This window comes from Burkholderia sp. MBR-1 (assembly GCF_013822785.1).
GTDB lineage: Bacteria > Pseudomonadota > Gammaproteobacteria > Burkholderiales > Burkholderiaceae > Burkholderia > Burkholderia vietnamiensis.
The window spans coordinates 2,695,944-2,722,546 of the sequence record NZ_CP053609.1 but is presented as its reverse complement, the minus strand read 5'-3'; the positions used below and the strand labels follow the sequence as shown (position 1 = coordinate 2,722,546).

Annotated in this window: 26 protein-coding genes; 22 read left to right on the top strand and 4 right to left on the bottom strand. The window is 66.6% G+C overall.

What is annotated here, in order from left to right:
- The first annotated feature begins 78 nt into the window (after nt 1-78).
- The 14 genes from serC to cysM all read left to right on the top strand — a co-directional run bounded on the left by serC (nt 79) and on the right by cysM (nt 14,374).
- The gene (serC, locus tag MBR110_RS12510; RefSeq protein ID WP_014722677.1) at nt 79-1,161 is read left to right on the top strand and encodes a 3-phosphoserine/phosphohydroxythreonine transaminase; all 1,083 of its coding nucleotides are present in this window, start codon (nt 79-81) and stop codon (nt 1,159-1,161) included.
- A gap of 32 nt (nt 1,162-1,193) precedes the next feature.
- Nucleotides 1,194-2,276, top strand: coding sequence for a prephenate dehydratase (gene pheA, locus MBR110_RS12505; RefSeq protein WP_011883815.1), 1,083 nt, complete (start codon nt 1,194-1,196; stop codon nt 2,274-2,276).
- A gap of 193 nt (nt 2,277-2,469) precedes the next feature.
- The gene (locus tag MBR110_RS12500) at nt 2,470-3,396 is read left to right on the top strand and encodes a prephenate dehydrogenase (RefSeq protein ID WP_011883816.1); all 927 of its coding nucleotides are present in this window, start codon (nt 2,470-2,472) and stop codon (nt 3,394-3,396) included.
- Nucleotides 3,397-3,409: 13 nt separating this feature from the next.
- Nucleotides 3,410-4,714, top strand: a complete 1,305-nt coding sequence (gene aroA, locus MBR110_RS12495; RefSeq protein WP_011883818.1) for a 3-phosphoshikimate 1-carboxyvinyltransferase — start codon at nt 3,410-3,412, stop codon at nt 4,712-4,714.
- A 13-nt stretch (nt 4,715-4,727) separates the two neighbouring features.
- Complete coding sequence (cmk, locus tag MBR110_RS12490) at nt 4,728-5,414, top strand: (d)CMP kinase (protein ID WP_014722679.1); 687 nt, start codon at nt 4,728-4,730, stop codon at nt 5,412-5,414.
- A 140-nt stretch (nt 5,415-5,554) separates the two neighbouring features.
- Complete coding sequence (gene rpsA, locus MBR110_RS12485) at nt 5,555-7,267, top strand: 30S ribosomal protein S1 (RefSeq protein ID WP_034176254.1); 1,713 nt, start codon at nt 5,555-5,557, stop codon at nt 7,265-7,267.
- Between the two features lie 22 nt (nt 7,268-7,289).
- The gene (locus tag MBR110_RS12480; protein ID WP_006750752.1) at nt 7,290-7,613 is read left to right on the top strand and encodes an integration host factor subunit beta; all 324 of its coding nucleotides are present in this window, start codon (nt 7,290-7,292) and stop codon (nt 7,611-7,613) included.
- Nucleotides 7,614-7,821: 208 nt separating this feature from the next.
- The gene (locus tag MBR110_RS12475) at nt 7,822-8,115 is read left to right on the top strand and encodes a lipopolysaccharide assembly protein LapA domain-containing protein (protein ID WP_011883826.1); all 294 of its coding nucleotides are present in this window, start codon (nt 7,822-7,824) and stop codon (nt 8,113-8,115) included.
- 53 nt (nt 8,116-8,168) lie between these two features.
- On the top strand, nt 8,169-9,341 hold the full coding sequence (gene lapB / locus MBR110_RS12470; RefSeq protein ID WP_045579345.1) for a lipopolysaccharide assembly protein LapB: 1,173 nt from the start codon (nt 8,169-8,171) through the stop codon (nt 9,339-9,341).
- An 89-nt stretch (nt 9,342-9,430) separates the two neighbouring features.
- The gene (locus tag MBR110_RS12465; protein WP_011883830.1) at nt 9,431-10,831 is read left to right on the top strand and encodes a UDP-glucose dehydrogenase family protein; all 1,401 of its coding nucleotides are present in this window, start codon (nt 9,431-9,433) and stop codon (nt 10,829-10,831) included.
- 7 nt (nt 10,832-10,838) lie between these two features.
- Complete coding sequence (gene rfaE1, locus MBR110_RS12460; protein ID WP_011883831.1) at nt 10,839-11,789, top strand: D-glycero-beta-D-manno-heptose-7-phosphate kinase; 951 nt, start codon at nt 10,839-10,841, stop codon at nt 11,787-11,789.
- A 63-nt stretch (nt 11,790-11,852) separates the two neighbouring features.
- Entirely contained in the window at nt 11,853-12,845 is a 993-nt protein-coding gene (gene rfaD / locus MBR110_RS12455; RefSeq protein ID WP_011883833.1) for an ADP-glyceromanno-heptose 6-epimerase, read from the top strand.
- A 73-nt stretch (nt 12,846-12,918) separates the two neighbouring features.
- Nucleotides 12,919-13,266, top strand: a complete 348-nt coding sequence (locus MBR110_RS12450) for a ComEA family DNA-binding protein (protein WP_059462873.1) — start codon at nt 12,919-12,921, stop codon at nt 13,264-13,266.
- Between the two features lie 205 nt (nt 13,267-13,471).
- Nucleotides 13,472-14,374, top strand: coding sequence for a cysteine synthase CysM (cysM, locus tag MBR110_RS12445; protein WP_046425224.1), 903 nt, complete (start codon nt 13,472-13,474; stop codon nt 14,372-14,374).
- A gap of 99 nt (nt 14,375-14,473) precedes the next feature.
- On the opposite strand, the gene mltB is transcribed toward cysM, so the two are convergent.
- Complete coding sequence (gene mltB, locus MBR110_RS12440) at nt 14,474-15,697, bottom strand: lytic murein transglycosylase B (protein WP_059462874.1); 1,224 nt, start codon at nt 15,695-15,697, stop codon at nt 14,474-14,476.
- Between the two features lie 170 nt (nt 15,698-15,867).
- On the opposite strand from mltB, the gene MBR110_RS12435 reads away from it, so the two are divergent.
- Complete coding sequence (locus MBR110_RS12435; RefSeq protein ID WP_011883840.1) at nt 15,868-16,791, top strand: histone deacetylase family protein; 924 nt, start codon at nt 15,868-15,870, stop codon at nt 16,789-16,791.
- A gap of 124 nt (nt 16,792-16,915) precedes the next feature.
- On the opposite strand, the gene MBR110_RS12430 is transcribed toward MBR110_RS12435, so the two are convergent.
- Nucleotides 16,916-17,845, bottom strand: a complete 930-nt coding sequence (locus MBR110_RS12430; RefSeq protein WP_059462875.1) for an alpha/beta hydrolase — start codon at nt 17,843-17,845, stop codon at nt 16,916-16,918.
- Nucleotides 17,846-18,061: 216 nt separating this feature from the next.
- Here MBR110_RS12430 and MBR110_RS12425 point away from each other — a divergent pair, with 216 nt between their 5' ends.
- From MBR110_RS12425 to MBR110_RS12405, 5 genes are all read left to right on the top strand, one after another.
- Nucleotides 18,062-19,096 carry a methionine ABC transporter ATP-binding protein gene (locus MBR110_RS12425; protein WP_034194145.1) on the top strand — a complete coding sequence of 345 codons (1,035 nt, stop codon included), beginning with the start codon at nt 18,062-18,064 and terminating at the stop codon, nt 19,094-19,096.
- A complete protein-coding gene (locus tag MBR110_RS12420) occupies nt 19,086-19,739 on the top strand; it encodes a methionine ABC transporter permease (protein WP_011883843.1) in 654 nt (217 codons plus the stop codon). Before MBR110_RS12425 ends, MBR110_RS12420 begins: the two co-directional genes overlap by 11 nt.
- A gap of 27 nt (nt 19,740-19,766) precedes the next feature.
- On the top strand, nt 19,767-20,561 hold the full coding sequence (locus tag MBR110_RS12415) for a MetQ/NlpA family ABC transporter substrate-binding protein (RefSeq protein WP_011883845.1): 795 nt from the start codon (nt 19,767-19,769) through the stop codon (nt 20,559-20,561).
- Nucleotides 20,562-20,794: 233 nt separating this feature from the next.
- On the top strand, nt 20,795-21,544 hold the full coding sequence (locus MBR110_RS12410; RefSeq protein ID WP_034194146.1) for an electron transfer flavoprotein subunit beta/FixA family protein: 750 nt from the start codon (nt 20,795-20,797) through the stop codon (nt 21,542-21,544).
- A gap of 16 nt (nt 21,545-21,560) precedes the next feature.
- The gene (locus MBR110_RS12405) at nt 21,561-22,496 is read left to right on the top strand and encodes an electron transfer flavoprotein subunit alpha/FixB family protein (RefSeq protein ID WP_011881874.1); all 936 of its coding nucleotides are present in this window, start codon (nt 21,561-21,563) and stop codon (nt 22,494-22,496) included.
- 326 nt (nt 22,497-22,822) lie between these two features.
- Here MBR110_RS12405 and MBR110_RS12400 read toward each other — a convergent pair whose 3' ends face one another.
- Nucleotides 22,823-24,109 carry a D-amino acid dehydrogenase gene (locus tag MBR110_RS12400; protein ID WP_011883851.1) on the bottom strand — a complete coding sequence of 429 codons (1,287 nt, stop codon included), beginning with the start codon at nt 24,107-24,109 and terminating at the stop codon, nt 22,823-22,825.
- A gap of 145 nt (nt 24,110-24,254) precedes the next feature.
- Between MBR110_RS12400 and MBR110_RS12395 the strand changes: the two genes are divergently transcribed.
- Together MBR110_RS12395 and MBR110_RS12390 are read left to right on the top strand one after the other, a co-directional pair.
- A complete protein-coding gene (locus tag MBR110_RS12395) occupies nt 24,255-24,743 on the top strand; it encodes an Lrp/AsnC ligand binding domain-containing protein (protein WP_011883853.1) in 489 nt (162 codons plus the stop codon).
- Nucleotides 24,744-24,836: 93 nt separating this feature from the next.
- Nucleotides 24,837-26,009 carry a PA0069 family radical SAM protein gene (locus tag MBR110_RS12390; protein WP_059458930.1) on the top strand — a complete coding sequence of 391 codons (1,173 nt, stop codon included), beginning with the start codon at nt 24,837-24,839 and terminating at the stop codon, nt 26,007-26,009.
- A 16-nt stretch (nt 26,010-26,025) separates the two neighbouring features.
- Here MBR110_RS12390 and MBR110_RS12385 read toward each other — a convergent pair whose 3' ends face one another.
- Entirely contained in the window at nt 26,026-26,493 is a 468-nt protein-coding gene (locus MBR110_RS12385) for an NINE protein (RefSeq protein WP_011883856.1), read from the bottom strand.
- Nucleotides 26,494-26,603: the final 110 nt, after the last annotated feature.

Sequence of the window (26,603 nt, the reverse complement as noted above, 5' to 3'; positions counted from 1 at the left end):
TCCTTTTTGTGGCGCGGTCTTTCTGCCGGCAGCGAGCCGGCCGCAAGCCGGTCCGCGTCCGTCCCGAGGTTATTCACGATGCGCGTCTTTAATTTCTCCGCCGGCCCAGCGGCGCTCCCCGAGGAAGTGCTGCGGCAAGCCGCCGACGAAATGCTCGACTGGCACGGCAGCGGCATGAGCGTGATGGAGATGAGCCATCGCGGCAAGGAATTCATGTCGATCCACGAAACCGCGCTGGCCGACCTGCGCGATCTGCTCGACGTGCCGGCCAGCCACCGGATCCTGTTCCTGCAGGGCGGCGGCATCGCCGAGAACGCGATCGTGCCGATGAACCTGCTCGGTTCGCGCAAGAGCGCCGACTTCGTCGTCACCGGTTCGTGGTCGCAGAAGTCGTTCAACGAAGCCAAGAAGTACTGCACGCCGCATCTGGCGGCCTCGGGCAAGACGGCCGACGGTTTCACGCGCGCCCCCGCGCGCGCCGAATGGCAGCTGTCGGACGATCCGGCCTATGTGCATCTGTGCACCAACGAAACGATCGACGGCGTCGAGACGTTCGAGATTCCCGACCTCGGCGACGTGCCGCTCGTGGCCGACGTGTCGTCGCACATCCTGTCGCGTCCGATGGACGTCGCGAAGTACGGCGTGCTGTTCGGCGGCGCGCAGAAGAACATCGGGATGGCCGGCGTGACCGTCGTGATCGTTCGCGAGGATCTGCTCGACCGCGCGCTGTCGATCTGCCCGTCGGCATTCGAATGGAAGACCGTCGCCGAGAACAACTCGCTGTACAACACGCCGCCCACCTACGCGATCTACATCGCGGGCCTCGTGTTCCAGTGGCTGAAGCGGCAGGGCGGCCTCGCGGCAATCGAGGCCCGCAACATCGAGAAGGCGAAGCTGCTCTACGACACGATCGACGCGAGCGGCTTCTATCTGAACAAGGTCGAGCCGGCGGTGCGTTCGCGGATGAACGTGCCGTTTTTCCTGGCCGACGAAACGCGCAATGAAGACTTCCTCGCCGGCGCAAAGGCGCGCGGGCTGCTGCAGCTGAAGGGCCACAAGTCCGTCGGCGGCATGCGGGCGTCGATCTACAACGCGGTGCCGCTCGAGGGCGTGAAGGCGCTCGTCGAGTACATGAAGGACTTCGAACGGCGCGACGCCTGACGGCGCGCTGTTCAAACAGCACGGCAAAACGCATGGACGACGAACTGAATTCCCGCCTGAAACCGCTGCGCGACCGCATCGATGCGATCGACGCGCAGCTGATCGCGCTCCTCAACCAGCGCGCCGCGGTGGCGCTCGAGGTGGGCGAGGTCAAGAAGCACTTCAACGCGCCGGTGTTCCGGCCGGAGCGCGAGCTGCAGGTCATCGCGCGCCTGCAGGACATGAGCGCCGGGCCGCTCGCGGGCGAGCACATCAGCGCGATCTGGCGCGAGATCATGGCCGCGAGCCGCGCGCTCGAGCAGACGATCCACGTCGCATTCCTCGGGCCGGTGGGCACGTACAGCGAACAGGCGATGTTCGAGTATTTCGGCCAGTCGATCGAAGGACTGCCGTGCCCGTCGATCGACGAAGTATTCCGCTCGGTCGAGGCGGGCGCGGCCGCCTTCGGGATCGCGCCGGTCGAGAATTCGACCGAGGGCGCGGTGTCGCGCACGCTCGACCTGCTGCTGCAGACGCAGTTGCTGATCAGCGGCGAACTCGCGCTGCCGATCCATCACAACCTGCTCACGCAAAGCGGCACGCTCGCCGGCGTGACGCGCGTCTGCGCGCACGCTCAGGCGCTCGCGCAATGCCAGCAGTGGCTCGCGGCGAACGCGCCGCAGCTCGAGCGGCAAGCGGTGTCGAGCAATGCCGAGGCAGCCCGTCTCGCGGCGGCCGACCCGAGCGTCGCGGCGATCGCCGGCGATCGTGCGGCCGCGCACTACGGGCTCCAGGTCGCGTTCTCGTTGATCCAGGACGATCCGCACAACCGCACGCGCTTCGTGATCGTCGGCAAGCAGCCGGCCGGCCAGAGCGGTCACGACCAGACATCGCTGATCGTCTCGGTGAAGAACGAGCCGGGCGCGGTGTTCAAGCTGCTCGAGCCGCTCGCGCGGCACGGCGTGTCGATGACGCGCTTCGAATCGCGGCCGGCGCGGGTCGGCACGTGGGAGTACTACTTCTACATCGACATCGAAGGGCACCGGGACGACGCGGCGGTGGCCGCCGCGCTCGCGGAGCTCGGCCAGAAAGCAGCGTTCCTGAAGATACTCGGTTCGTATCCGCGCGCGCGCTGATGCGCGGCGGCCCGTCGCCTGCCCTGCGCGGGCGACGCGGCGAGGCGGCGAAGGGGCAGCGCCGGCCGGGCCGCGCTGCCGACGGCGGGTTCGGGCGGTATCCGGCGCAGGTCGCGCCGGGTGTGCGCCCGGTGCCCGGGATCTGGACTTCCGTGCGCGGGCATCGTTCCGTGCGCGTCACTTGGCTCATGTCGTGTCAGGCTTTGCATTCAACAAACTGGTCATTTTCGGCGTCGGCCTGATCGGCGGATCGCTGGCGCGCGCGTTGCGCGAGCGCGCCTCGGGCGGGGCGGGCGAGATCGTCGGCGTGGGCCGGTCGCGTGCGTCGGTCGAGCGCGCGCTGGCGCTCGGCGTGATCGACCGCGCGGCGGCGCTCGACGACGACGCGCAACTGCGCGACGCGCTGGCCGGCGCCGATCTGGTGCTGCTCGCCGCGCCGGTCGCGCAGACGGAGCCGTTGCTCGCGCGCATCGCGCCGTGGCTGGACGCCGCGACGATCGTCACCGATGCGGGCAGCACCAAGTCCGACGTCGTCGCGGCCGCGCGCGCGGCGCTCGGTGAGCGGATCGCCCAGTTCGTGCCGGGCCATCCGATCGCCGGCCGCGAGTCGAGCGGTGTCGAAGCCGCGTTGCCGGACCTGTACGTCGGCCGCAACGTCGTGTTGTGCCCGCTCGCGGAGAACGCACCCGAGACGGTCGCGCGGATCGACGCGATGTGGCAGGCGACCGGCGCCGACGTGCGCACGATGAGCGCGGCCCAGCACGATCGCGTATTCGCCTCGATCAGCCATTTGCCGCACGTGCTGTCGTTCGCGCTCGTCGAGCAGATCCTCGGCGAGGCCGATGCGGAGCTGAAATTCTCATATGCGGCCGGCGGCTTCCGCGACTTCACGCGGATCGCGGCGTCGAGCCCCGAAATGTGGCGCGACGTGTGCGTCGCCAACCGCGCGGCGCTGCTCGACGAACTCGACGGCTACACGCGCGTGCTCGCACGGCTGCGCGCGGCGATCGACGCCGGCGACGGCGCCGCGCTCGAAGCCGTATTCACGCGCTCGCGCGCCGCGCGCAAGGCGTGGCAGGAGCGCGGCGCGCAGCCCGCTGCAGAACCGGTCAAGAAATAACAGGACGATTCACATGGACTATCTCGATCTCGGCCCGTACTCCAGTGCCTCCGGCACCGTGCGACTTCCCGGCTCCAAGAGCATTTCGAACCGCGTGCTGTTGCTCGCGGCGCTCGCCGAAGGCGAAACGACGATCACGAACCTGCTCGATTCCGACGACACGCGCGTGATGCTCGACGCGCTCGGCAAGCTGGGCGTGCGTCTCACGCGCGACGCCGACACCTGCGTCGTCGCCGGCACGCGCGGCGCGTTCACCGCGAGGACGGCCGATCTGTTCCTCGGCAACGCCGGCACCGCGGTGCGCCCGCTGACGGCGGCGCTTGCGGTCAACGGCGGCGACTACCGCGTGCACGGCGTGCCGCGCATGCACGAGCGGCCGATCGGCGATCTCGTCGACGGCCTGCGGCAAATCGGCGCGCAGATCGATTACGAACAGAACGAAGGCTTTCCGCCGCTGCGGATCAAGCCGGCGGCGATCACGGTCGACGCGCCGATCCGCGTGCGCGGCGACGTGTCGAGCCAGTTCCTGACCGCGCTACTGATGACCTTGCCGCTCGTGAAGGCGAAGGACGGCAAGATCGTCGTCGAAGTCGACGGCGAACTGATCTCGAAGCCGTACATCGACATCACCATTCGACTGATGGAACGCTTCGGCGTGACCGTCGAGCGCGACGGCTGGCAGCGCTTCGTCGTGCCGGCCGGGGTCCGTTACCGCTCGCCGGGGCGCATCATGGTCGAGGGCGACGCGTCGTCGGCGTCGTATTTCCTCGCGGCCGGCGCGCTCGGCGGCGGCCCGCTGCGCGTCGAGGGCGTCGGCCGGGCGAGCATCCAGGGCGACGTCGGCTTCGCGAACGCGCTGATGCAGATGGGCGCGAACGTTTCGATGGGCGACGACTGGATCGAGGTGCGCGGCATCGGCCACGATCACGGCAAGCTCGATCCGATCGACATGGATTTCAACCTGATTCCGGACGCCGCGATGACGATCGCGGTCGCGGCGCTCTTTGCGAGCGGCACGAGCACGCTGCGCAACATCGCGAGCTGGCGCGTGAAGGAAACCGACCGCATCGCGGCGATGGCGACCGAATTGCGCAAGCTCGGCGCGGTGGTCGAGGAGGGGCCCGACTATCTGGTCGTCACGCCGCCTCAGCGGCTCACGCCGAACGCGACGATCGACACCTACGACGATCACCGGATGGCGATGTGCTTCTCGCTCGTCAGCCTGGGCGGCGTGCCCGTGCGGATCAACGACCCGAAGTGCGTCGGCAAGACGTTCCCCGACTATTTCGACCGCTTCGCCGCGCTCGCCAAGGCCTGACCGACCGTACCCGATGAAATCGACCCGACCCTTTCACCCGACCCCCGTCATCACGATCGACGGCCCGACCGCTTCCGGCAAGGGCACCGTCGCGGCGCTCGTCGCCGCGCACCTCGGCTTTCACCTGCTCGACAGCGGCGCGCTGTACCGGCTCGCTGCGCTCGCGAGCGTGCGCTACGGGATCGACGCGCAGGACATCGACGCGCTCGTGAAGCTGATCGACGACCTCCACATCACGTTTCGCGAGGGCTGCGCGCAGCTCGACGGCGTCGACGTGTCGAACGACATCCGCGCGGAGGCGGTCGGCAACCGCGCGTCGGCGATCGCCGTGCACGGCCCGGTGCGCGTGGCGCTGGTGGCGCGCCAGCGGGCCTTCCGCAAGACGCCGGGCCTCGTCGCGGACGGCCGCGACATGGGCACCGTGATCTTCCCGGACGCCGTGCTCAAGGTGTTTCTGACGGCCAGCGCCGAGGCTCGCGCGGCGAGGCGGCATAAGCAATTGATGCAAAAAGGATTTTCTGCTAATATAGATGACTTGCTCCGGGATTTGCGTGAGCGTGACGCGCGTGACAGCAATCGCGCGGCCGCGCCGCTGAAGCCCGCGGCAGATGCCAAGCTGCTCGATACGTCGGCGCTTTCGGTCGATCAAGCGGTCGATCAGGTGCTGCAGTGGTACCGGGCGCTCGGCCAGCCGGCCTGAAAAGGCGGGCAGCAGTAGGTGCTGGGCGCGCGAGCGCTCAGCGTGTTTCAAACCCTTAACCCCGTATGGTTTCGATCTGGCTCTTTCAGCCTGCCATTCCGGCCGGCGTGGCACAGCGATCCATGCACAATCCGATTTTTATGTCCGACCTGCAAACCTCCACCCCGAATACCGAATCCTTTGCGGCTCTGTTCGAAGAGTCGCTGACCCGCCAAGACATGCGCGCCGGCGAAGTGATTTCCGCCGAAGTCGTGCGCGTCGACCACAACTTCGTGGTCGTCAATGCAGGCCTGAAGTCCGAGGCTTACATTCCGATCGAGGAATTCCTGAACGATCAGGGCGAGGTTGAGGTGCAGTCGGGCGATTTCGTGTCCGTCGCGATCGACGCACTCGAAAACGGCTACGGCGACACGATCCTGTCGCGCGACAAGGCGAAGCGCCTTGCATCGTGGCTGTCGCTGGAAAAGGCCCTCGACAACAACGAACTCGTCACCGGCACCATCACCGGCAAGGTGAAGGGCGGCATGACCGTGATGGTCAACGGCATCCGCGCGTTCCTGCCGGGTTCGCTGGTCGATACGCGTCCGGTCAAGGACACGACCCCGTACGAAGGCAAGACGCTCGAGTTCCGCGTGATCAAGCTCGATCGCAAGCGTAACAACGTCGTGCTGTCGCGTCGTGCCGTGATCGAGGCAACGCAAGGCGAAGAGCGCGCGAAGCTGCTCGAGACGCTGAAGGAAGGCGCGATCGTCAACGGCGTGGTCAAGAACATCACCGACTACGGCGCGTTCGTCGACCTCGGCGGCATCGACGGCCTGCTGCACATCACCGACATCGCATGGCGTCGCGTGCGTCACCCGAGCGAAGTCCTGTCGGTTGGCCAGGAAGTCACCGCGAAGATCCTCAAGTTCGACCAAGAGAAGAACCGCGTCTCGCTGGGCATCAAGCAACTGGGCGACGATCCGTGGGAAGGCATCTCGCGCCGTTACCCGTCGGGCACGCGCCTGTTCGGCAAGGTCACGAACATCACCGACTACGGCGCATTCGTCGAAGTGGAATCGGGCATCGAAGGCCTGGTCCACGTGTCGGAAATGGACTGGACCAACAAGAACGTCGCACCGTCGAAGGTTGTCCAGCTGGGCGACGAAGTCGAAGTCATGGTCCTCGAGATCGACGAAGACCGTCGTCGTATCAGCCTCGGCATGAAGCAGTGCAAGCCGAATCCGTGGGATGACTTCAGCCGCAACTTCAAGAAGGGCGACAAGATCACGGGCGCAATCAAGTCGATCACCGACTTCGGCGTGTTCATCGGTCTGCCGGGCGGCATCGACGGCCTGGTCCACCTGTCGGACCTGTCGTGGAGCGAAGCCGGCGAAGAAGCCGTTCGCAAGTACAAGAAGGGCGACGAAGTCGAAGCGATCGTGCTCGGTATCGACGTCGAGAAGGAGCGTATTTCGCTCGGCATCAAGCAGCTCGAAGGCGACCCGTTCAGCAACTACGTTGCAATGAACGACAAGGGTTCGATCGTCGACGGCGTGGTGAAGTCGGTCGATGCGAAGGGCGCCGTGATCACGCTGACGGGCGACATCGAAGGCTACCTGCGCGCTTCGGAAATCTCGCAGGATCGCGTCGAAGACGCACGCAACGTGCTGAAGGAAGGCGACAAGGTCAACGCGATGGTGATCAACATCGATCGCAAGTCGCGCGGCATCAACCTGTCGATCAAGGCGAAGGACTCGGCTGAACAACAGGAAGCGATCCGCGGCCTGCAGTCGGACTCGAGCGCTGCTGCGACCGGTACGACCAACCTCGGCGCGCTGCTGAAGGCGAAGCTCGACGGCCAGAACCAGTAAGCCTCGCGAGGTCTGCTGAAGTATGACCAAATCCGAGTTGGTCGCACAGCTGGCACTGCGATTTCCGCAACTTGTCCTCAAGGATGCGGATTTCGCGGTGAAAACGATGCTCGATGCGATGTCCGACGCTCTGTCGAAAGGGCATCGCATCGAAATTCGCGGTTTCGGCAGCTTCGGCCTCAACCGTCGCCCGGCGCGCGTCGGACGCAACCCGAAGTCGGGGGAGAAAGTGCAGGTGCCCGAGAAGTTCGTGCCGCACTTCAAGCCCGGCAAGGAATTGCGTGAGCGCGTCGACGGTCGCGCCGGTGAGCCGCTGAAAGCTGACGATCCGGACGACGAGCGTTGAGCGTCGTGCGGTTTGCCCGGAACCTGTTCGGCGAAGGCTGAAAAGAAAGCGCCCCTAGCGGGCGCTTTTTTCATTTCCGGCGGCGGCAGGACGACGCACTCCGAACGATCTGCGCTGACGCCGAAACGCATCCTTTACAATACGGGTCGATTCGGCGACGCGAAGGGGAGTCGCGCGCCGCGGCAAACCTCAACAAAGAGAGGGCTACATGAAGTTTATCGTCTGGCTGATCCGGGTATTGGTGTTCGTGCTGCTGCTGGTGCTCGCGCTGGCCAATACGCAAACCGCGACGCTGAATTTCGTTGCCGGCTACGCGTGGCAGGCGCCGCTGATCCTGATCGGTCTCGCGTTCTTCGTCGTCGGTCTGCTGGCCGGTCTGCTGTCTGCGCTGCCGTCGATCTTCCGGCTGCGTCTGGAGAACGGACGTCTCAAGCGGGATCTGCGCGCCGCGCGTGAAACCCCGGCGGTCGTCGACCAGCCGCCGATGCCGCCCGTCATTTAACACCGACGCCGCGCGAATTTTGCGCGGTTTTCGTCTCTGCTTCGATATCTCGCATGGATCTGGATTTCTGGTGGTTGCTCGCGATTCCTGTCGCGTTCGCGCTCGGATGGGCGGCGTCACGCTATGACCTGAAGAATCTCCTGTCGGAGAGCGCCAACCTGCCGCGCTCGTATTTTCGCGGCCTGAATTTTCTGTTGAACGAACAACCGGACAAGGCGATCGACGCGTTCATCGAGGTCGCCAAGCTCGACCCCGAGACGGTCGAGCTGCACTTCGCGCTCGGCAACCTGTTTCGCCGCCGCGGCGAGACGGACCGCGCGATCCGCGTCCACCAGAACCTGCTGAGCCGCACGGACCTGCCGGTGAACGAGCGCGACCACGCGCTGTACGAGCTCGGCCAGGACTTCCTGAAGGCCGGCCTGCTCGACCGGGCGGAGGAGGCGTTCCACCGCCTCGCCGACGGCGACTACGCGCTCGGTGCGCAGCGGGCGTTGCTGACGATCTACGAGATCGAAAAGGACTGGAACAAGTCGATCGACACCGCGCGACGCATCGAGTCGATGAGCGACAAGCCGCTCGGCATCGAAATCGCGCAGTTCCACTGCGAAATCGCGCAGGATGCGCTGCAGCGCAAGAACACCGCGGCGGCGGCCGAGCAGTTGAAGCTCGCGCTCGCGGCGAACCCGCAGAACGTGCGCGCGACGATCCTGTCGGGCGACGCGGCCGAAGCGGCCGGCGATCCCGCCGCCGCGATCGGTCACTGGAAGCGCGTCGAAACGCAGAACCCCGCCTACCTGCCGCTCGTCGCCGACAAACTGATGAAGGCGTACATCGCGCTCGGCAAGCCGGTCGACGGCGCGGAGCTGCTGATGGGCTATGTCGATCGCTATCCGTCGAACGATCTGCTCGACATCGCGTATCAGCACATCGCGGGCATGCGCGGCCAGGACGCTGCGCACGCACTCGCGCGCGCGCAGATGGAGAAGTCGCCGAACCTGTCGGGCATGCTGCACCTGCTGGATGCGCAGATCGCCGCGGCCGACGAGCCGCGCCGTAAGGAGCTTGAAATGATGCGCGCGCTGATCCGGCAGCGCACCAAGAATCTGCCGCGCTATACGTGCCAGAATTGCGGTTTCCGGGCACGGCTCTTCTACTGGCAGTGCCCCGGTTGCAGCGGCTGGGAAACCTATGCGCCGCGGCGCGTCGAACCTGCGATGCCGGGCTGATCCCGGCGAGCGGCGCGACGCGTGGCGGTTGCCGCCGGCTTCGGCCGGGCGGCCAAGTTAGTCAATTACCGGGACGTACCGGAACATCTATGAAAATCACCATCATCGGCACCGGCTATGTCGGTCTTGTCACGGGTTCCTGTCTCGCGGAGATCGGCCACGACGTCTTCTGTCTCGATGTCGATCCGCGCAAGATCGAGATCCTGAACAACGGCGGGATGCCGATTCACGAACCGGGCCTGCTCGACATCATCGCGCGCAATCGCGCGGCAGGGCGGCTGCGTTTCTCGACCGACATCGAGGCGAGTGTCGCCCACGGCGAGATCCAGTTCATCGCGGTCGGCACGCCGCCCGACGAGGACGGCTCGGCCGACCTGCAATACGTGCTCGAGGCCGCGCGCAACATCGGCCGCCACATGACGGGCTTCAAGGTGATCGTCGACAAGTCGACGGTGCCGGTCGGCACCGCGCAGCGCGTGCGCGCGGTGGTCGACGACGCGCTCGCGGCCCGCGGGCTCGGCGGCAGCGTCGCGCATCGCTTCTCGGTCGTCTCCAATCCGGAATTCCTGAAGGAAGGCGCGGCCGTCGAAGATTTCATGCGGCCGGACCGGATCATCATCGGCGTCGACCACGACGAGACGGGAAGCGTGGCGCGCGAGAAGATGAAGAAGCTCTACGCGCCGTTCAACCGCAATCACGAGCGCACGATCTACATGGACGTGCGCTCGGCCGAATTCGCGAAGTACGCGGCGAACGCGATGCTCGCGACGCGCATCTCGTTCATGAACGAGATGTCGAATCTGGCCGACAAGGTCGGCGCCGACATCGAAGCGGTGCGGCGCGGGATCGGCTCCGATCCGCGGATCGGCTATCACTTCCTGTATGCAGGCGTCGGCTATGGCGGCTCGTGCTTCCCGAAGGACGTGCAGGCGCTGATCCGCACGGCCGGCGAGAACGGCCAGCCGCTGCGCATCCTGGAGGCCGTCGAGGCGGCCAACTCGGCGCAGAAGGACGTGCTGATCGGCAAGATCGAACAGCGCTTCGGCGCGGATCTGAGCGGCCGCACGTTCGCGGTGTGGGGCCTCGCGTTCAAGCCGAATACCGACGACATGCGCGAGGCGCCGAGCCGCCGGCTCATCGCCGCGCTGCTCGCGCGCGGCGCGACCGTGCGCGCGTATGACCCGGTCGCGATCGACGAGGCGCGCCGCGTGTTCGCGCTCGATTTCGAAGCAGGCGCCGACGCGCTCGCGCGTCTGCACTTCGTCGATACGCAGGATGCGGCGGTCGCCGGCGCGGATGCGCTCGTGATCGTCACCGAGTGGAAGGAATTCCGCAGTCCGGATTTCACGCGCCTGAAAGCGGAGCTGAAGGCGCCGGTGATCTTCGACGGGCGCAATCTGTACGAGCCGGATGCGATGGCCGAGATCGGCATCGACTACTACGCGATCGGACGCCCGTATGTCGACCCCCAAACCGTTTCCCGTGGGTGAGCGCACGATGAGTTCTCTTCGCGAAGTGGTGCCGGTCCCGCGCGCGCAGCTGGCGAAGTCGCGCGTGCTCGTCGTCGGCGACGTGATGCTCGACCGCTACTGGTTCGGCAACGTCGACCGCATTTCGCCGGAAGCGCCGGTGCCCGTCGTGCACGTGCAGCGTCAGGAAGAGCGGCTCGGCGGCGCGGCCAACGTCGCGCGCAACGTCGTGACGCTCGGCGCGCAGGCGGGGCTGCTGTGCGTGGTCGGCTGCGACGAACCGGGCGAGCGGATCGTCGAACTGCTGGCCAGCAGCGGCGTCACGCCGCATCTCGAACGCGACGCGGCGCTGCCGACGACCATCAAGCTGCGCGTGCTGGCACGCCAGCAGCAGCTGCTGCGCGTCGACTTCGAGGCGACGCCGACGCACGAAGTGCTGCTCGCGGGCCTCGCCCATTTTGACACGTTGCTGCCGCAGCACAACGTCGTGCTGATGTCGGACTACGCGAAGGGCGGTCTCACTCACGTGACGACGATGATCGAGCGCGCGCGCGCGGGCGGCAAACCGGTGCTCGTCGATCCGAAGGGCGACGACTGGGCGCGCTATCGCGGTGCATCGCTGATCACGCCGAATCGCGCGGAGCTGCGCGAAGTGATCGGGCACTGGAAGTCGGAGGACGATCTGCGCGAGCGGGTCGCGAAGCTGCGCGCGGAGCTCGACATCGACGCGCTGCTGCTCACGCGTTCCGAGGAGGGGATGACGCTCTTCTCGGCGGCGGGCGAGCTGCATGCGCCGGCGCTCGCGCGCGAGGTGTACGACGTATCGGGTGCGGGCGACACCGTGATCGCGACGGTCGCGACGATGCTCGGCGCCGGCGTGCCGCTCGTCGACGCCGTGGTGCTCGCGAACCGCGCGGCGGGGATCGTGGTCGGCAAGCTCGGCACGGCCACCGTCGACTACGACGAACTGTTTCATTGAGCGATCGCCGCGGCCCGACCGAGCGCCGCGCGATCGTCTCGTCATTTTTCAGGCAGGATGACCATGACCCTCATCGTCACCGGTGCAGCCGGTTTCATCGGCGCGAACATCGTCAAGGCGCTCAACGAGCGCGGCGAGTCGCGCATCATCGCGGTCGACAATCTGACGCGCGCGGACAAGTTCCGTAACCTCGTCGATTGCGAGATCGACGACTATCTCGACAAGACCGAATTCGTCGAACGCTTCGCGCGCGGCGATTTCGGCAAGGTGCGCGCGGTGTTCCACGAAGGCGCCTGTTCGGACACGATGGAAACCGACGGCCGCTACATGATGGACAACAACTTCCGCTACAGCCGCGCGGTGCTCGATGCGTGCCTCGCGCAGGGCGCGCAGTTCCTGTACGCGTCGTCGGCGGCGATCTACGGCGGCTCGACGCGCTTCGTCGAAGAGCGCGAGGTCGAGGCGCCGCTGAACGTGTACGGCTACTCGAAGTTCCTGTTCGACCAGGTGATCCGCCGCGTGCTGCCGAGCGCCAGGAGCCAGATCGCCGGGTTCCGCTACTTCAACGTGTACGGTCCGCGCGAGACGCACAAGGGGCGCATGGCGTCGGTGGCGTTCCACAACTTCAACCAGTTCCGCGCGGAAGGCAAGGTCAAGCTGTTCGGCGAGTACAACGGTTACGCGCCGGGCGAGCAGACGCGCGACTTCGTGTCGGTGGAAGACGTCGCGAAGGTCAACCTGTTCTTCTTCGATCATCCGGAGAAGTCGGGCATCTTCAATCTCGGCACGGGCCGCGCGCAGCCGTTCAACGACATCGCGTCGACCGTCGTCAATACGCTGCGTGCGCTCGACAACCTGCCGCCGCTCACGCTCGCGCAGCAGGTCGAGCAGGGCTTGATCGAATACGTGGCGTTCCCCGATGCGCTGCGCGGCAAGTACCAGTGCTTCACGCAGGCCGACCAGACGAAGCTGCGCGCGGCCGGCTACGACGCGCCGTTCCTGACGGTGCAGGAAGGTGTCGATCGCTACGTGCGTTGGCTGTCCGGCCAGGTTTAAGCGCGCGCGTCGCATCGCTAGACTGGGTCTCACGGTCGGCAGCCGCCGGCCGCTTTCATCGGAGATCCAGCACATGATCAGGAAATGGTTGGCCGCCGCGGCGCTGTCCGGCGTAATCGCGTCGGCCTGGGCGGCCGTCGACGTCAACACCGCGAACGAAAACGCGCTCGTCGGCATCAGGGGAATCGGCCCGGCGCGGGCCAAGGCGATTCTGGATGAACGCAGCGCACATGGCCCGTTCAAGAGCGCGGACGACCTCGCATCGCGCGTGAAGGGAATGGGCGGCCATACGGTCGAGCGTCTTCAACAGGAGGGCTTGACCATCGGCGCGGCAGGCGCGGCCGGTGCGGGCGCGGCTGCTGCCGGCAAGCCGGCAGCACCGAAGCCGGCCGCCGCGGCCGCCCGCACCCCACAGAAGTAGCGCACGCGCCACCACAAGATCCTTCAGGCGCCGTCGTTGGACGGCTTCCCGCGGCATGCCGCGGGTTTTTTGCGTGGCCCGTCGCGCGTGCGCGATCGCGCATCGCATCGCACCGGTATTCCATCGCCGCGAAGGGGTTGCCCGCGCGAGCGTCGGTGCTGGTTTACAATCGATCGATTGATCGGCCTCGCACTCACGGTATCCCATGGCTTACAAAACGATTGAAGACACGATCGGCAACACCCCGCTCGTGCAACTGGTCCGCCTGCCGGACGACGAGATTCGCGCGCGCAACAACGTCGTGCTCGCGAAGCTCGAAGGCAACAACCCGGCCGGCTCCGTGAAGGATCGTCCGGCGCTGTCGATGATCAGCAAGGCGGAAGCGCGCGGCCGTATCAAGCCGGGCGACACGCTGATCGAGGCGACGAGCGGCAACACGGGCATCGCGCTCGCGATGGCCGCTGCGATCCGCGGCTACAAGATGGTGCTGGTCATGCCGGAGGATCTGTCGGTCGAGCGCCGCCAGAGCATGGCCGCGTACGGCGCGGAAATCATCCTGACGCCGGTGAAGGGCGGCATGGAACTGGCGCGCGACCTCGCTGAGCAGATGCAGCGCGAAGGCAAGGGCGTGATCCTCGACCAGTTCGGCAACCCGGACAACCCCGTCGCGCATTACGAGTCGACCGGTCCGGAGATCTGGCGCGACACCGAAGGACGCGTCACGCACTTCGTGTCCGCGATGGGCACGACGGGCACGATCATGGGCACGTCGCGCTATCTGAAGGAGCAGAATCCGGCGATCGAGATCATCGGCGCGCAGCCGGAAGACGGCTCGCGCATTCCGGGCATTCGCAAGTGGCCGGAAGCCTACATGCCGACGATCTTCGATCGCAGCCGCGTCGATCGCGTCGAGAACGTGAGCCAGGCCGCGTCCGAAACGATGGCGCGCCGGCTCGCGGCCGTCGAAGGCATTTTTGCCGGGGTCTCGTCGGGCGGCGCCTGCGAAGTCGCGATGCGCATCGCGCGGCAGGTCGAGAACGCGACGATCGTGTTCATCGTCTGCGACCGCGGCGACCGTTACCTGTCGACCGGCGTGTTTCCTGCGTGATCGCGGCCCACGGCCGCACGCCGTCGAGCCGATGAAAAAAGCGCCGCATCGAGCGGCGCTTTTCGTTTGTGCGAACGCTGCTGTTTGTGCGAACGCTGCTTATTGCGCAGACGGGTCCGTGTCGGCGGGCGGCAGCGGCAGTGCGCCGCTCGCTTCCATTTGCGCCTTCACCGCTTCGCCGAGCTGATACACGCTGAGCGCGTAGAAGAAGCTGCGGTTGTAGCGCGTCAGCACATAGAAGTTCTTCAGCCCGAGCATGTACTCGGTCGCGTGTCCCGGCGACGGCAGGTCGACCACGGTGACCGGCGTACCGGCTTCGGTCGTGATGTTGACGGTCGGCTCGTTGAGCGTCATGCCGGCCCGCAGCAACTGCGACAGCGCCCAGTGCGGTTCGGGCTGACCGTCGGCGGCGGCTTGCGCGATGCCGAGGCTGCCGGTGTCCGGCGTGATCCGCCAGACCACCGGGCGATCGGTTTCCCAGCCGTGCTGCTTCAGGTAGTTCGCGACGCTGCCGATCGCGTCGGCAGGACTACTGCGCAGATCGACGTGGCCGCCGCCGTCGTAGTCGACCGCGTATTCGCGGATGCTGCTCGGCAGGAACTGCGGAATGCCGATCGCGCCCGTGTACGAGCCGAGCACGGTGGTCGGGTCGAGCTGGCTGTCGCGCGTCCAGACGAGGAAGTCCTCGAGGTTCTTGCGGAACGTCGCCTGGCGGCTGTCGCGATTCGGCGTGTCGGGATAATCGAACGTGAGCGTCGTCAGCGCATCGAGCACGCGGAAGTTGCCCATGTAGCGCCCGTAGATCGTTTCGACGCCGATGATGCCGACGATCACTTCGGGCGGCACGCCGAACTCTTGCGACGCGCGCTGCAGCGTCGCACGGTTCGCCTTCCAGAATTTCACGCCGGCATTGATGCGGATCGGCTCGATGAAGCGCGAACGATAAACGCGCCAATTCTTCACCGACGGCGTGGGCGCGGGCTTCACGAGCTTCACGGCGGTCGCCGAATAGCTGACGCGCGAGAACAGCGCATGCAGGCTCGCGGCGTCGAAGCCGTTGCGGCTCACCATCTCGTCGATGAATGCATCGACCTTCGCGTTGTTCGTGTAGCGCTGCGGAACGATTTCTTCTTCGAAGGTCTGGCCTTGCGGCGCCGGCTGCTGCGGTTGGGCCTGCGCGACGAGCATGCCGGCGGGCTTCGTCGGCTGCGTCTGCGCGTGCGCGGGCGAGACCGCGGCCGTGGCGGCGAGCGCAGCGGCGACGAGTGGAGCGCGAACGTGCAACAGCGTGGAGAGAAGGGCGGCGGGCTTGCTGGAATTCATGTCGAAGCGGGCGGACAGGGCGGTGGGGTACGGTGCAGTATACCCGACGCATCCCGCGCGCCGGGACGTGGCGGCGCAGCGTTGTGGTAAGTTAGCGGCGAATTCGCGGCAAGACGATGGACATCATTGATGGAGACCTGCGGCGCACCCGACGCCGCGGATGACAGCTTATGGCAACCGCCTTCTATACGCACCCCGACTGCATGCTGCACGAGATGGGAGAGTGGCATCCGGAATGCCCGGCCCGATTGTCGGCGATCCAGGATCAGCTGATCGCGAGCCGCATCGACGACCTGATCGTGCACGAATCCGCGCCGTTCGCGAGCGAGGTCGCGTTGGGTCGCGTGCATACGCAGGCTCATATCGACTACATCCGCAGCATGACGCCGGTCGACGGCTACGTCGAAATCGATCCCGACACGCTGATGAATCGCGACACCTGGCGCGCCGCGTTGCGCGCGGCCGGCGCCGCGATCGCGGCGACCGATGCGGTGATCGAGGGCCGCTACGCGAATGCGTTCTGCAGCGTGCGGCCGCCCGGTCATCACGCGGAGCCTGCGCGCGCGATGGGCTTTTGCTTCTTCAACAACGTGGCGATCGCCGCGCGGCACGCGCTCGACGTCCACGGCCTCGAACGCGTCGCGATCATCGATTTCGACGTGCATCATGGCAACGGCACCGAAGCGGCGTTCGCGAACGACGAGCGCGTGCTGATGTGCAGCTTCTTCCAGCATCCGTTGTACCCGTTCTCGGGCGCCGACCATCAGGCGCCGAACATGGTCAACCTGCCGATGCCCGCGCGCAGCAACGGGATGGCGGTGCGCGAAGCGGTCGACATGTTCTGGTTGCCGCGGCTCGATGCGTTCAAGCCGCAGATGGTGTTCGTGTCGGCCGGCTTCGACGCGCATCGCGAGGACGACATCGGCAATCTCGGGCTCGTCGAGGCCGACTTCGAATGGCTGACCGCGCAGATCGTCGAGGTCGCGCGCCGGCACGCGCAGGGCCGCATCGTCAGCTGCCTCGAGGGCGGCTACAACCTGTCGGCGCTCGGGCGCAGCGTCGTCGCGCATCTGCGCGCGCTCGCCGGCGTCTGACGCGCGCGGCGAGCTGCCGCGCATCGGCAAGCGGTCGCGGCTGCGCAGCTTGCCGGCCGCGACCGCGCCGCGCGACCTGCGCGGCTACCGGCGGGCGCAGCGCGTCCACGCAGCCCGCGCGACCTCAGCCGGCCGGCGCGTGCGCGTGAATCCACGCGATCAGCGCATCGATCACGCGCTCGCGCTCGAGATCATTCATCGTTTCGTGGAATCCGCCTTCGTAGAGCGTCAGCGTGCGATCGGGCGAGCCGACGTGCGCGCCGAACGCGCGGCTGCCGTCGGGTTCCGTCAGCTTGTCACTGGTGCCGTGATAGATGAGCACCGGCACGCGCAGCGAGCCGCGGCCGCGTTCGATGCGCGCCATCGCGTCGAGGAGTTCGGCGCCGGTGCGCGCGGGCACCGCGTCGTGGTGCACGAGCGGGTCGGCCCGATTGGCCGCGACGATCGCCGGATCGCGCGACAGCAGCGCCGCATCGATCCTGATCGCGGGGAAGCTCGGCCACACGCGGCTGATGAAGCGGCTCATCGCCAGCATCCAGCGCGGCACGTCGCGCCCTGGCGCGAGCGCCGGGCTCGACAGCACGAGGCCAGCGAGCGTGTGGCCACTGGCCGGCAGGCGTTCGATCGCATACAGCGCCGCAATGGCGCCGCCCATGCTGTGCCCCATCAGGAAGAGCGGCGTATTGCCGCGCGCGGCTTCGGCAACCAGCGCATCCGCGTCGTTCAGGTAATCGTCGAAGCGCTCGACCCACGCGCGCTTGCCCGGCGACCGGCCGTGCCCGCGCAGGTCGATCGCCAGCACCGAGATGCCCGCCGCGTTCAGCCGTGCTGCCAGCCGCTCGTAGCGCCCCGCATGTTCGGCGAGGCCGTGTACGAGCGCGACCGTCGCGCGCGGCGGCGCGCTGCCGTCCGCGGCCGGCCAGCGGTACGACGCCAGTTCGAGCCCGTCCGCGGTGCGCAGCCGGCCCATTCGCGCCGGGGGACACGCGGCCGGATCCCCGGCTGCGATGGCGGCTGCGGCGGCTGCAGCGTCGGGCGGCGTGATGGCGCTCATCTGGCGGTCTCCTTGTCGATTGATATTGGTGTTCCGGATCATAGTCGCGGCCTTCGCGCGCGGGAGCCGCGGCGCGCCTCTAATTTCACTGGGTTATGAAAAGAGCGAAATTGATTATTAAGGGGAATGAGGTGTTTGCGGTAAAATCGCCGGCTATTCCAGATGCATCTGGCGGCTGACCGGCGACCCTCGCCTGCCGGCCGCCGTTTTGTTTACATGATCGAATTACGCAATCTGTCGCAGCGTTTTCCCGGGCCGTCCGGCTGGGTGGACGCATTGCACAACGTCAACCTGTCGATTCCGCAGGGCGAGGTGTTCGGCATCATCGGCCGCAGCGGCGCCGGCAAGAGCACGCTCGTGCGCACCATCAACCTGCTCACGCGGCCCACCGAAGGCAACGTCGTCGTCGGCGGGCGCGATCTCACGGTGCTGCCGGCCGGCGCACTGCGCGAGGCGCGCCGCGAAATCGGCATGATCTTCCAGCACTTCAACCTGCTGTCGTCGCGCACGGTGTTCGACAACGTCGCGCTGCCGCTCGAACTGGCCGGCGCGAGCCGTGCCGAGATCGAAGCCGCCGTGCTGCCGCTGCTCGAGCTCGTCGGGCTGTCCGCGCAGAAAGACCGCTATCCGGCCCAGATCAGCGGCGGCCAGAAGCAGCGTGTCGGCATCGCGCGCGCGCTCGCGAGCAAGCCGAAGGTGCTGCTGTCGGACGAAGCGACGTCGGCGCTCGATCCCGAAACCACGCGTTCGATCCTCGATCTGCTCAAGCGCATCAACCGCGAGCTGGGCCTCACGATCGTGCTGATCACGCACCAGATGGAAGTGATCAAGCAGGTATGCGATCGCGTCGCGGTGCTCGACGCGGGCCGCGTGGTCGAGCAGGGGCGCGTGATCGACGTGTTCCTGCAACCGCATCACGAAGTGACGCGCGCGCTGATCGGCGACGTGATCGCGCAGGAGCTGCCGCCGGCGCTGAAGGCGCGCGTGGCCGAGCGGATGAAGACCGGCAGCGGGCATCTGTTGCGGCTCGCGTTCACCGGCACGGGCGTCGACCAGCCGATCCTGTCGGAAACGATCCGCCGCTACGAGCTCGATTTCAACATCCTGCACGGCCAGATCGACGAGATCCAGGGTCAGGCGTTCGGGTCGCTCGCCGTGCTCGCTGGCGGCGAGCCGGGCAAGGTCGGGCAGGCGCTCGCGTTCCTGCGCGAGCAAGGTGTCGTGGTAGAGGAGCTTTCGTATGTTGAGTGAGATGTTCGATATGTTCGTGCAGTCGTTCTGGGAGACGCTGATCATGGTCGGCATCTCCGGGGCGGTCGGTGCGCTCGTCGGGCTGCCGCTCGGCGTGCTGCTCTATCTGACCGACCGCCAGGGCGTGCTGCAGAACCTCGGCGTGAATCGCGTGCTCGGCGGCCTCGTCAACGCGGTGCGCTCGACGCCGTTCATCATTCTGCTGGTCGCGGTCATTCCATTTACGCGGCTCGTCACCGGCTCGTCGATCGGCACGGCCGCGGCCGTCGTCCCGCTGACGCTCGCGGCGGCGCCGTTCATTGCGCGGCTCGTCGAGACGGCGTTGCGCGAAGTCGATCGCGGGCTGATCGAGGCCGCGCAGTCGATGGGCGCGACGACGTCGCAGATCGTCTTCAAGGTGCTGCTGCCCGAGTCGCTGCCGGGCATCGTCGCTGGTCTGACGATCACGTTCGTGTCGCTGGTCGGCTATTCGGCGATGGCCGGCGCGATCGGCGGCGGCGGGCTCGGCGATCTCGGGATCCGCTACGGCTACCAGCGCTATCTGCCGGAAGTGATGTGGACGGTGGTCGCGATCCTCATCGTGTTCGTGCAGATCGTGCAATCGTTCGGCGACTGGCTCGTACGCCGGCTGAGCCACAAGTAAAAAGACCTTCATCCTTCGGGGGAGACGATGCAACGACGCTTCATGCTCAAGTTCGCGGCCGCCATTAGCGCGGCTGCACTGTTCGCGAGCGCGCATGCGCAGGCCGAAACGATCAAGGTCGGCGTGACGGGCGGGCCGCACGCGCAGATCATGGAATACGTGAAGAAGGTCGCGGCGCGAAGCGGCCTCGACATCCGCATCGTCGAATTCTCCGACTACGTGCAGCCGAACGCGGCGCTCGCCGCGGGCGACCTCGACGCGAACAGCTATCAGCACGACCCGTATCTGCAGGCGCAGGTGAAGGACCGCGGCTACAAGCTGATCAAGGTCGCGGATACCGTCACGTTCCCGATGGGCATCTACTCGAAGCGCGTGAAGTCGCTGGCCGAGCTGGCGCCCGGTGCGCGCGTCGCGGTGCCGAACGATCCGACCAACGGCGGCCGCGCGCTGCTGCTGCTGCAGAAGCAGGGGCTGCTGAAGCTGCGCGCGGATGCGGGGCTGAAGGCGACGCCGCTCGACATCGTCGACAATCCGCGCAAGCTGAAGATCGTCGAGCTCGACGCGGCGCAGATCCCGCGCTCGCTCGGCGACGTCGACGCGGCCGCGATCAACACCAACTACGCGATGGAAGCCGGGTTGAAGCCGAAGCAGGACGCGATCGCGATCGAGGGCCCGAACGGTCCGTACGCGAACGTCCTCGCGATTCGCGAAGCCGACCGCGCGCGACCGTGGGTGGCGAAGCTCGTCGCGGCCTATCGGAGCCCGGAAGTGAAGCAATTCATCGAACAGAAGTTCGGCGGCGCGGTAATCGCCGCCTGGTAAGCAGTCAGCGCGAGATGCAGGGCGCGCCCGGTGCCGATTAGAGTCGATGATCCAAATCCCGGGCTTTGCGCCCGGGTTTTTTCTCTTTTAAAATAGAACGATCGTTCGCTATTACCGGCGCGCCGTCGAGAAGCGCTATCCTCGGCGGCCATGATGGGCCCGCTTGGCCGCGCAATCACGGGGCCTCGCTATAGAATGGCCTCTGGTCGTATTCGTAACTTTGGAGCGTGTGCATGAAAATCCTGGTGCCAGTGAAAAGAGTGGTCGATTACAACGTGAAGGTCCGCGTGAAGTCGGACAACACGGGCGTCGACATCGCGAACGTGAAGATGTCGATGAACCCGTTCGACGAAATCGCCGTTGAAGAGGCGGTGCGCCTGAAGGAAGCGGGCGTGGCGACCGAAGTGGTCGCGGTGTCGGTGGGCGTGACGCAGGCGCAGGAAACGCTGCGCACGGCGCTGGCGATCGGCGCGGACCGCGCGATCCTGGTCGAGTCGACCGACGGCGTCGAGCCGCTGGCCGTCGCGAAGATCCTGAAGGCGCTGGTCGACAAGGAGCAGCCGCAACTGGTGATCCTCGGCAAGCAGGCGATCGACGACGATTCGAACCAGACGGGCCAGATGCTGGCCGCGCTGGCAGGTCTGCCGCAGGCGACGTTCGCCTCGAAGGTCACGGTCGCCGATGGCAAGGCCACGGTCGCACGTGAAGTCGACGGCGGTGCGGAAACGCTGTCGCTGACGCTGCCGGCGGTCGTCACGACCGACCTGCGTCTGAACGAGCCGCGTTACGTGACGCTGCCGAACATCATGAAGGCGAAGAAGAAGCCGCTGGAAACGGTCAAGCCGGCAGACCTCGGCGTGGACGTGACGCCGCGTCTGAAGACGCTGAAGGTGGCCGAGCCGCCGAAGCGCGCGGCCGGCGTGAAGGTGCCGGACGTGAAGACGCTGGTCGAGAAGCTGAAGACCGAAGCCAAGGTGCTGTAAGAGGGAGCGGAAAGAAATGACGATTCTGGTGATTGCAGAACACGACAACGCGTCGATCAAGGCCGCGACGCTGAACACGGTCGCAGCGGCAGCGAAGATCGGCGGTGACATCCACGTGCTGGTCGCGGGCCACAACGCGCAGGGCGCGGCGGACGCGGCAGCGAAGATCGCGGGCGTGTCGAAGGTGCTGCTGGCCGACGCGCCGCAGCTGGAAGCTGGCCTGGCGGAAAACGTCGAAGCCACCGCGCTGAACATCGCGAAGGATTACTCGCACATCCTGGCGCCGGCGACCGCGTACGGCAAGAACGTCGCGCCGCGCATCGCCGCGAAGCTGGACGTCGCGCAGATCTCGGACATCACGGCCGTCGCTTCGGCCGATACGTTCGAGCGTCCGATCTACGCGGGCAATGCGATCGCGACGGTGCAGTCGAGCGATCCGATCAAGGTCATCACGGTGCGCGCGACGGGTTTCGATCCGGTGGCGGCGGTTGGCGGCAGCGCAGCGGTCGAGAAGATCGAAGCGGCGGCAGACGCCGGCAAGTCACAGTTCGTGAGCCGTGAAGTGACGAAGCTGGACCGTCCGGAGCTCACCAGCGCGAAGATCATCGTGTCGGGCGGCCGCGGTCTGGGCAGCGGCGAGAACTACACGAAGGTGCTGGAGCCGCTGGCGGACAAGCTGTCGGCAGCACTCGGCGCTTCGCGCGCGGCGGTCGACGCCGGCTACGTGCCGAACGACTATCAGGTCGGCCAGACCGGCAAGATCGTCGCGCCGCAGCTGTACATCGCGGTCGGCATCTCGGGTGCGATCCAGCACTTGGCCGGCATGAAGGATTCGAAGGTGATCGTCGCGATCAACAAGGATCCGGAAGCGCCGATCTTCAGCGTGGCCGACTACGGCCTCGTCGGCGATCTGTTCACGCTCGTGCCGGAGCTCGTGAGCGCGCTGGGCTGATGCTGCGCGCCGCTGCGGCGGTGTGCATGTTCGAAGAGGGGGCGCGATGAGCGCCCCTTTTTTGTTGTGGTGTCGCTCGAGACGAGCGGCTGTCGTTGGCCGGGCATGGTCGCGATCGTACGGTGCCGTGTGGAACGGATCGTCGCGCACGCGCGATTGGCGGCGGCGACGCGCTCGACGGGCGACGAGCGCATGCGCCGGTTGGCTGTAGCCTCGTGGCGGGTCGCCGCTCGCACCGCCATTTTCGCTCGCCGAAACGAGAAAGGCGCCCGAGGGCGCCTTTCTTGCCGATGCAGCGGACCCGTATCGCCACGGGCCGTTCCGGCTTACGCGTATGCGGGACGCGTCTGGCCGGCCACTTCGTTCAGGTAGCGATGCACCGACAGGTCGTCGGCCTGGATCGCCGGCTTCTTGCCCGAGATCAGGTCGGCGAGCAGCTGGCCCGAACCGCACGACATCGTCCAGCCGAGCGTGCCGTGGCCGGTATTCATGAACAGGTTCGACACCGGCGTGCGGCCGACGATCGGCGTGCCGTCCGGCGTCATCGGGCGCAGGCCCGTCCAGAACGTCGCCTTCGACGTGTCGCCGCCGCCGGGGAACAGGTCGTTCACGCACATTTCGAGCGTTTCGCGGCGCGCGGCGCGCAGCTTCTTGTCGAAGCCGACGATCTCGGCCATCCCGCCGACGCGAATGCGCTGGTCGAAGCGCGTGATCGCGATCTTGTAGGTCTCGTCGAGCACCGTCGACACCGGCGCGGCCGCCTCGTTGACGATCGGCGCGGTGATCGAATAACCCTTCAGCGGATAGACCGGGATCTTCATCAGCTTCGACACGAAGTTGGTCGAGTACGAACCCAGCGCGACGACGTATGCGTCGGCGCGCACCGTCTCGCTGCCGCATTGCACGCCGGCGATCTTGCCGCCTGCGATCGCGAGCGCGTCGATCGGCGTGTTGTAGCGGAACTTCACGCCGAGCGATTCCGCGAGCGCCGCGAGGCGCGTCGTGAACAACTGGCAATCGCCCGTTTCGTCACCCGGCAGGCGCAGGCCCCCGGTGAGCTTGTGCGACACGGCGGCGAGGGCCGGTTCGGCATTCTTCAGCTCGGCCGGCGACAGCAGTTCGAACGGCACGTTCGCTTCGCGCAGCACCGCGATGTCCTTCGCCGCGCCGTCGAGTTGCTGCTGCGAGCGGAACAACTGCAGCGTGCCGCCGGTGCGGCCTTCGTACTCGATGCCCGTATCGGCGCGCAGCGCCTGCAGGCAATCGCGGCTGTATTCGGCGAGACGCACCATGCGGCCCTTGTTGACTGCATAGCGCTCGGGCGTGCAGTTGCGCAGCATCTGCCACATCCATTGCAGCTGGAAGCGCGTGCCGTCGAGGCGGATCGCGAGCGGCGCATGCTTTTCGAACATCCACTTGACCGCCTTCAGCGGCACGCCGGGCGCGGCCCACGGCGCCGCATAGCCGGGCGAGATCTGGCCCGCGTTTGCGAAGCTCGTATCGAGCGCCGGGCCGGCCTCCCGGTCGATCACCGTGACTTCATGACCGGCGCGCGCAAGGTAATACGCGCTCGCCACGCCCACCACACCGCTGCCCAGAATGACGACTCGCATAGCTGCTCCAGATGGAAGGAATCAGGTCGAGGCCGGGCGCACCTGCGGCTCCGTGTAACCTCTAGCTGATCTAGTTGTTTGCGCTATGGTATTGTCGAATATGTAGGTTTTGTTATTGTATTTTTCAGATTTTCAGCACAAACACATGAGAACGCAACGTCAGCCGGTACGCACGCTCGACAAGCTCGACCGGCGCATCCTCAAACTGCTCCAGAACGACGGCCGGATGGCGATGAAGGACCTCGCGGAGCAGGTCGGACTGACCGTGACGCCGTGCATCGAGCGCGTGCGGCGCATGGAGCGCGACGGCGTCATCACCGGTTATCACGCGCGCGTCGATCCGAGCCAGCTCGGCGCGGCGCTGCTGGTGTTCGTCGAGATCACGCTCGGCCACAAGGGCGGGAACATGTTCGAGCAGTTCCGCCGCGAAGTGATGAAGATCGACGAGGTGCTCGAGTGCCATCTCGTGTCGGGCGACTTCGATTACCTGATCAAGGCGCGCATCGGCGAGATGGCCGACTACCGCAAGCTGCTCGGCGACATCCTGCTGCAACTGCCCGGCGCCGTGCAGTCGAAGAGCTATGTCGTGATGGAGGAGATCAAGGAGACGATGACGATTCCGGTCGGCGAATGACCGCGGCCGCGCCGGCGTAGTCGGTTCCGTTCGGCGCCTCCTTGGCATGCTTCACCCAATACTGTATAAATGTACAGTATTTGGTGAAGGCGAATGGGTGAGCGCATGGACGGTCGATCCGACAACGAATTTCCGATCGCGCCGCCCGTGCCCCGCAAGGGGCGCGGCGCGGTCGACAACCTGCAAGGGCGGTACGAGACGGCGCTGCGCGAGGCGGTGGACGATGGCTGGACGCACGAAGCGGACGATGCCGATCTCCCCGCGCCGTTGCGCACGCAGGTGTTCGAGGAGCGGGCCAAGAGCATCCTCACGCGCAATCAGTCGCCGGACATTCCGTTCAGCGTGTCGCTCAATCCGTATCGCGGCTGCGAGCACGGCTGCATCTACTGCTTCGCGCGGCCCACGCATAGCTATCTCGGCCTGTCGCCCGGTCTCGATTTCGAGAGCCGCATCTACGCGAAGGTCAATGCCGCCGAATTGCTCGAGCGCGAGATCGCGCGCAAGCGTTTTGTGCCCGAGCCGATCGCGCTCGGCGTCAACACCGATGCGTATCAGCCGGTCGAACGCGATCTGCGCATCACGCGCAGCGTGATCGAGGTGATGCACGATCACGGGCTGCCGTTTGCCGCGATCACGAAGTCGTCGCTGATCGAGCGCGATCTCGATCTGCTCGGGCCAATGGCCGAGCGCGGTCAGGTCATGGCCGCAGTCACCATCACGACGCTCGACGCCGATCTCGCGCGCACGCTCGAGCCGCGGGCGGCGACGCCGGCGCGCCGCCTGCGCACGATTCGCGCGTTGCGCGACGCCGGGGTGCCGGTGGGCGTCAGCATTGCACCGATGATTCCGTTCGTCACCGAGCCCGACATGGAACGCGTCCTCGAGGCCTGTGCGGATGCCGGCGCGACACATGCGAGCTACATCGTGCTGCGGCTGCCGTGGGAAGTCGCGCCGTTGTTCAAGAACTGGCTGGCCGCGCATTTCCCGGACCGCGCCGAGCGCGTGATGAATCGCGTGCGCGACATGCGCGGCGGGAAGGAGTACGACTCGGATTTTTCGAAGCGGATGAAGGGCGAGGGCATCTGGGCCGATCTGTTGCGTCAGCGCTTCCGCCAGGCCGTCAAGCGGCTCGGGCTGAACGAGCGCGGGAACGGCATTCTCGACATGTCGCGGTTTCGCGCTGCGGCGCCTGCGCGCGTGAGCGCACAGCTGGCGGCGGCGAGCCGCGCGAAGCCGCGCGACGATACGCAGCTGAGTCTGTTCTGAACGCGCGCGGCGGCGCTTATTGCGAAATCTGCTTGGCGGCTTCGACTTGCGACTCGAAGTACGTCTGGAACGACAGGGCGAGTGCGGTCATCAGCAGGAACGCGCCGATCAGAAGCGAGAAGATCACGACGAAGATCACCGTCCAGCCGGAGCGGCTGTGCTTGCCCGTATCGGCATTGAATTGCGCGTCCCACTTTTCGTCGGGGCGCAAGCCGTAGACGAGCGCGGCGAGGAACGCGGCCAGCAGCGAGATCGCGCCGGGCACGGCGAGCCACCAGCCGAGGCCCGCGCTGCGCTGAGTCGCGGCGAGCAGCATGAACCCCGGGATTCCGATGATCGTCGCGAGCAGATGCGCCCAGCCGTACACGTCGCGAAAGCCGTACAGATAGAAGCGGTGCGCGCCGAGCGAGCCGAACAGGAACGCGAGGGCGGCGGTGAGCGTCTTCGAGCGAAAGCGGCGGGACGGGGCGGTGCTGCTGGACATGGGCGGCGGCGGAATTATCGTGGGGATCGGTGGTCGGCGTACCGGCCTGGGCGCGCGGCCCGGCACGCATTCTACGATGCGCGATCGGGTGCGGTCACTGGTTGCCTGCG

What these genes read in the sequence shown, in the direction of transcription:
- MBR110_RS12435 (WP_011883840.1), top strand. Translation starts at nt 15,868, where the DNA reads ATGGCAACCGCCTTCTATACGCACCCCGACTGCATGCTGCACGAGATG.
- MBR110_RS12430 (WP_059462875.1), bottom strand. Translation starts at nt 17,845, where the DNA reads ATGAGCGCCATCACGCCGCCCGACGCTGCAGCCGCCGCAGCCGCCATC.
- aroA (WP_011883818.1), top strand. Translation starts at nt 3,410, where the DNA reads ATGGACTATCTCGATCTCGGCCCGTACTCCAGTGCCTCCGGCACCGTG.
- lapB (WP_045579345.1), top strand. Translation starts at nt 8,169, where the DNA reads ATGGATCTGGATTTCTGGTGGTTGCTCGCGATTCCTGTCGCGTTCGCG.
- MBR110_RS12480 (WP_006750752.1), top strand. Translation starts at nt 7,290, where the DNA reads ATGACCAAATCCGAGTTGGTCGCACAGCTGGCACTGCGATTTCCGCAA.
- MBR110_RS12405 (WP_011881874.1), top strand. Translation starts at nt 21,561, where the DNA reads ATGACGATTCTGGTGATTGCAGAACACGACAACGCGTCGATCAAGGCC.
- MBR110_RS12450 (WP_059462873.1), top strand. Translation starts at nt 12,919, where the DNA reads ATGATCAGGAAATGGTTGGCCGCCGCGGCGCTGTCCGGCGTAATCGCG.
- pheA (WP_011883815.1), top strand. Translation starts at nt 1,194, where the DNA reads ATGGACGACGAACTGAATTCCCGCCTGAAACCGCTGCGCGACCGCATC.
- cysM (WP_046425224.1), top strand. Translation starts at nt 13,472, where the DNA reads ATGGCTTACAAAACGATTGAAGACACGATCGGCAACACCCCGCTCGTG.
- rfaD (WP_011883833.1), top strand. Translation starts at nt 11,853, where the DNA reads ATGACCCTCATCGTCACCGGTGCAGCCGGTTTCATCGGCGCGAACATC.
- rfaE1 (WP_011883831.1), top strand. Translation starts at nt 10,839, where the DNA reads ATGAGTTCTCTTCGCGAAGTGGTGCCGGTCCCGCGCGCGCAGCTGGCG.
- cmk (WP_014722679.1), top strand. Translation starts at nt 4,728, where the DNA reads ATGAAATCGACCCGACCCTTTCACCCGACCCCCGTCATCACGATCGAC.
- MBR110_RS12420 (WP_011883843.1), top strand. Translation starts at nt 19,086, where the DNA reads ATGTTGAGTGAGATGTTCGATATGTTCGTGCAGTCGTTCTGGGAGACG.
- MBR110_RS12415 (WP_011883845.1), top strand. Translation starts at nt 19,767, where the DNA reads ATGCAACGACGCTTCATGCTCAAGTTCGCGGCCGCCATTAGCGCGGCT.
- MBR110_RS12385 (WP_011883856.1), bottom strand. Translation starts at nt 26,493, where the DNA reads ATGTCCAGCAGCACCGCCCCGTCCCGCCGCTTTCGCTCGAAGACGCTC.
- serC (WP_014722677.1), top strand. Translation starts at nt 79, where the DNA reads ATGCGCGTCTTTAATTTCTCCGCCGGCCCAGCGGCGCTCCCCGAGGAA.
- MBR110_RS12395 (WP_011883853.1), top strand. Translation starts at nt 24,255, where the DNA reads ATGAGAACGCAACGTCAGCCGGTACGCACGCTCGACAAGCTCGACCGG.
- MBR110_RS12400 (WP_011883851.1), bottom strand. Translation starts at nt 24,109, where the DNA reads ATGCGAGTCGTCATTCTGGGCAGCGGTGTGGTGGGCGTGGCGAGCGCG.
- mltB (WP_059462874.1), bottom strand. Translation starts at nt 15,697, where the DNA reads ATGAATTCCAGCAAGCCCGCCGCCCTTCTCTCCACGCTGTTGCACGTT.
- MBR110_RS12410 (WP_034194146.1), top strand. Translation starts at nt 20,795, where the DNA reads ATGAAAATCCTGGTGCCAGTGAAAAGAGTGGTCGATTACAACGTGAAG.
- MBR110_RS12390 (WP_059458930.1), top strand. Translation starts at nt 24,837, where the DNA reads ATGGGTGAGCGCATGGACGGTCGATCCGACAACGAATTTCCGATCGCG.
- MBR110_RS12465 (WP_011883830.1), top strand. Translation starts at nt 9,431, where the DNA reads ATGAAAATCACCATCATCGGCACCGGCTATGTCGGTCTTGTCACGGGT.
- rpsA (WP_034176254.1), top strand. Translation starts at nt 5,555, where the DNA reads ATGTCCGACCTGCAAACCTCCACCCCGAATACCGAATCCTTTGCGGCT.
- MBR110_RS12425 (WP_034194145.1), top strand. Translation starts at nt 18,062, where the DNA reads ATGATCGAATTACGCAATCTGTCGCAGCGTTTTCCCGGGCCGTCCGGC.
- MBR110_RS12475 (WP_011883826.1), top strand. Translation starts at nt 7,822, where the DNA reads ATGAAGTTTATCGTCTGGCTGATCCGGGTATTGGTGTTCGTGCTGCTG.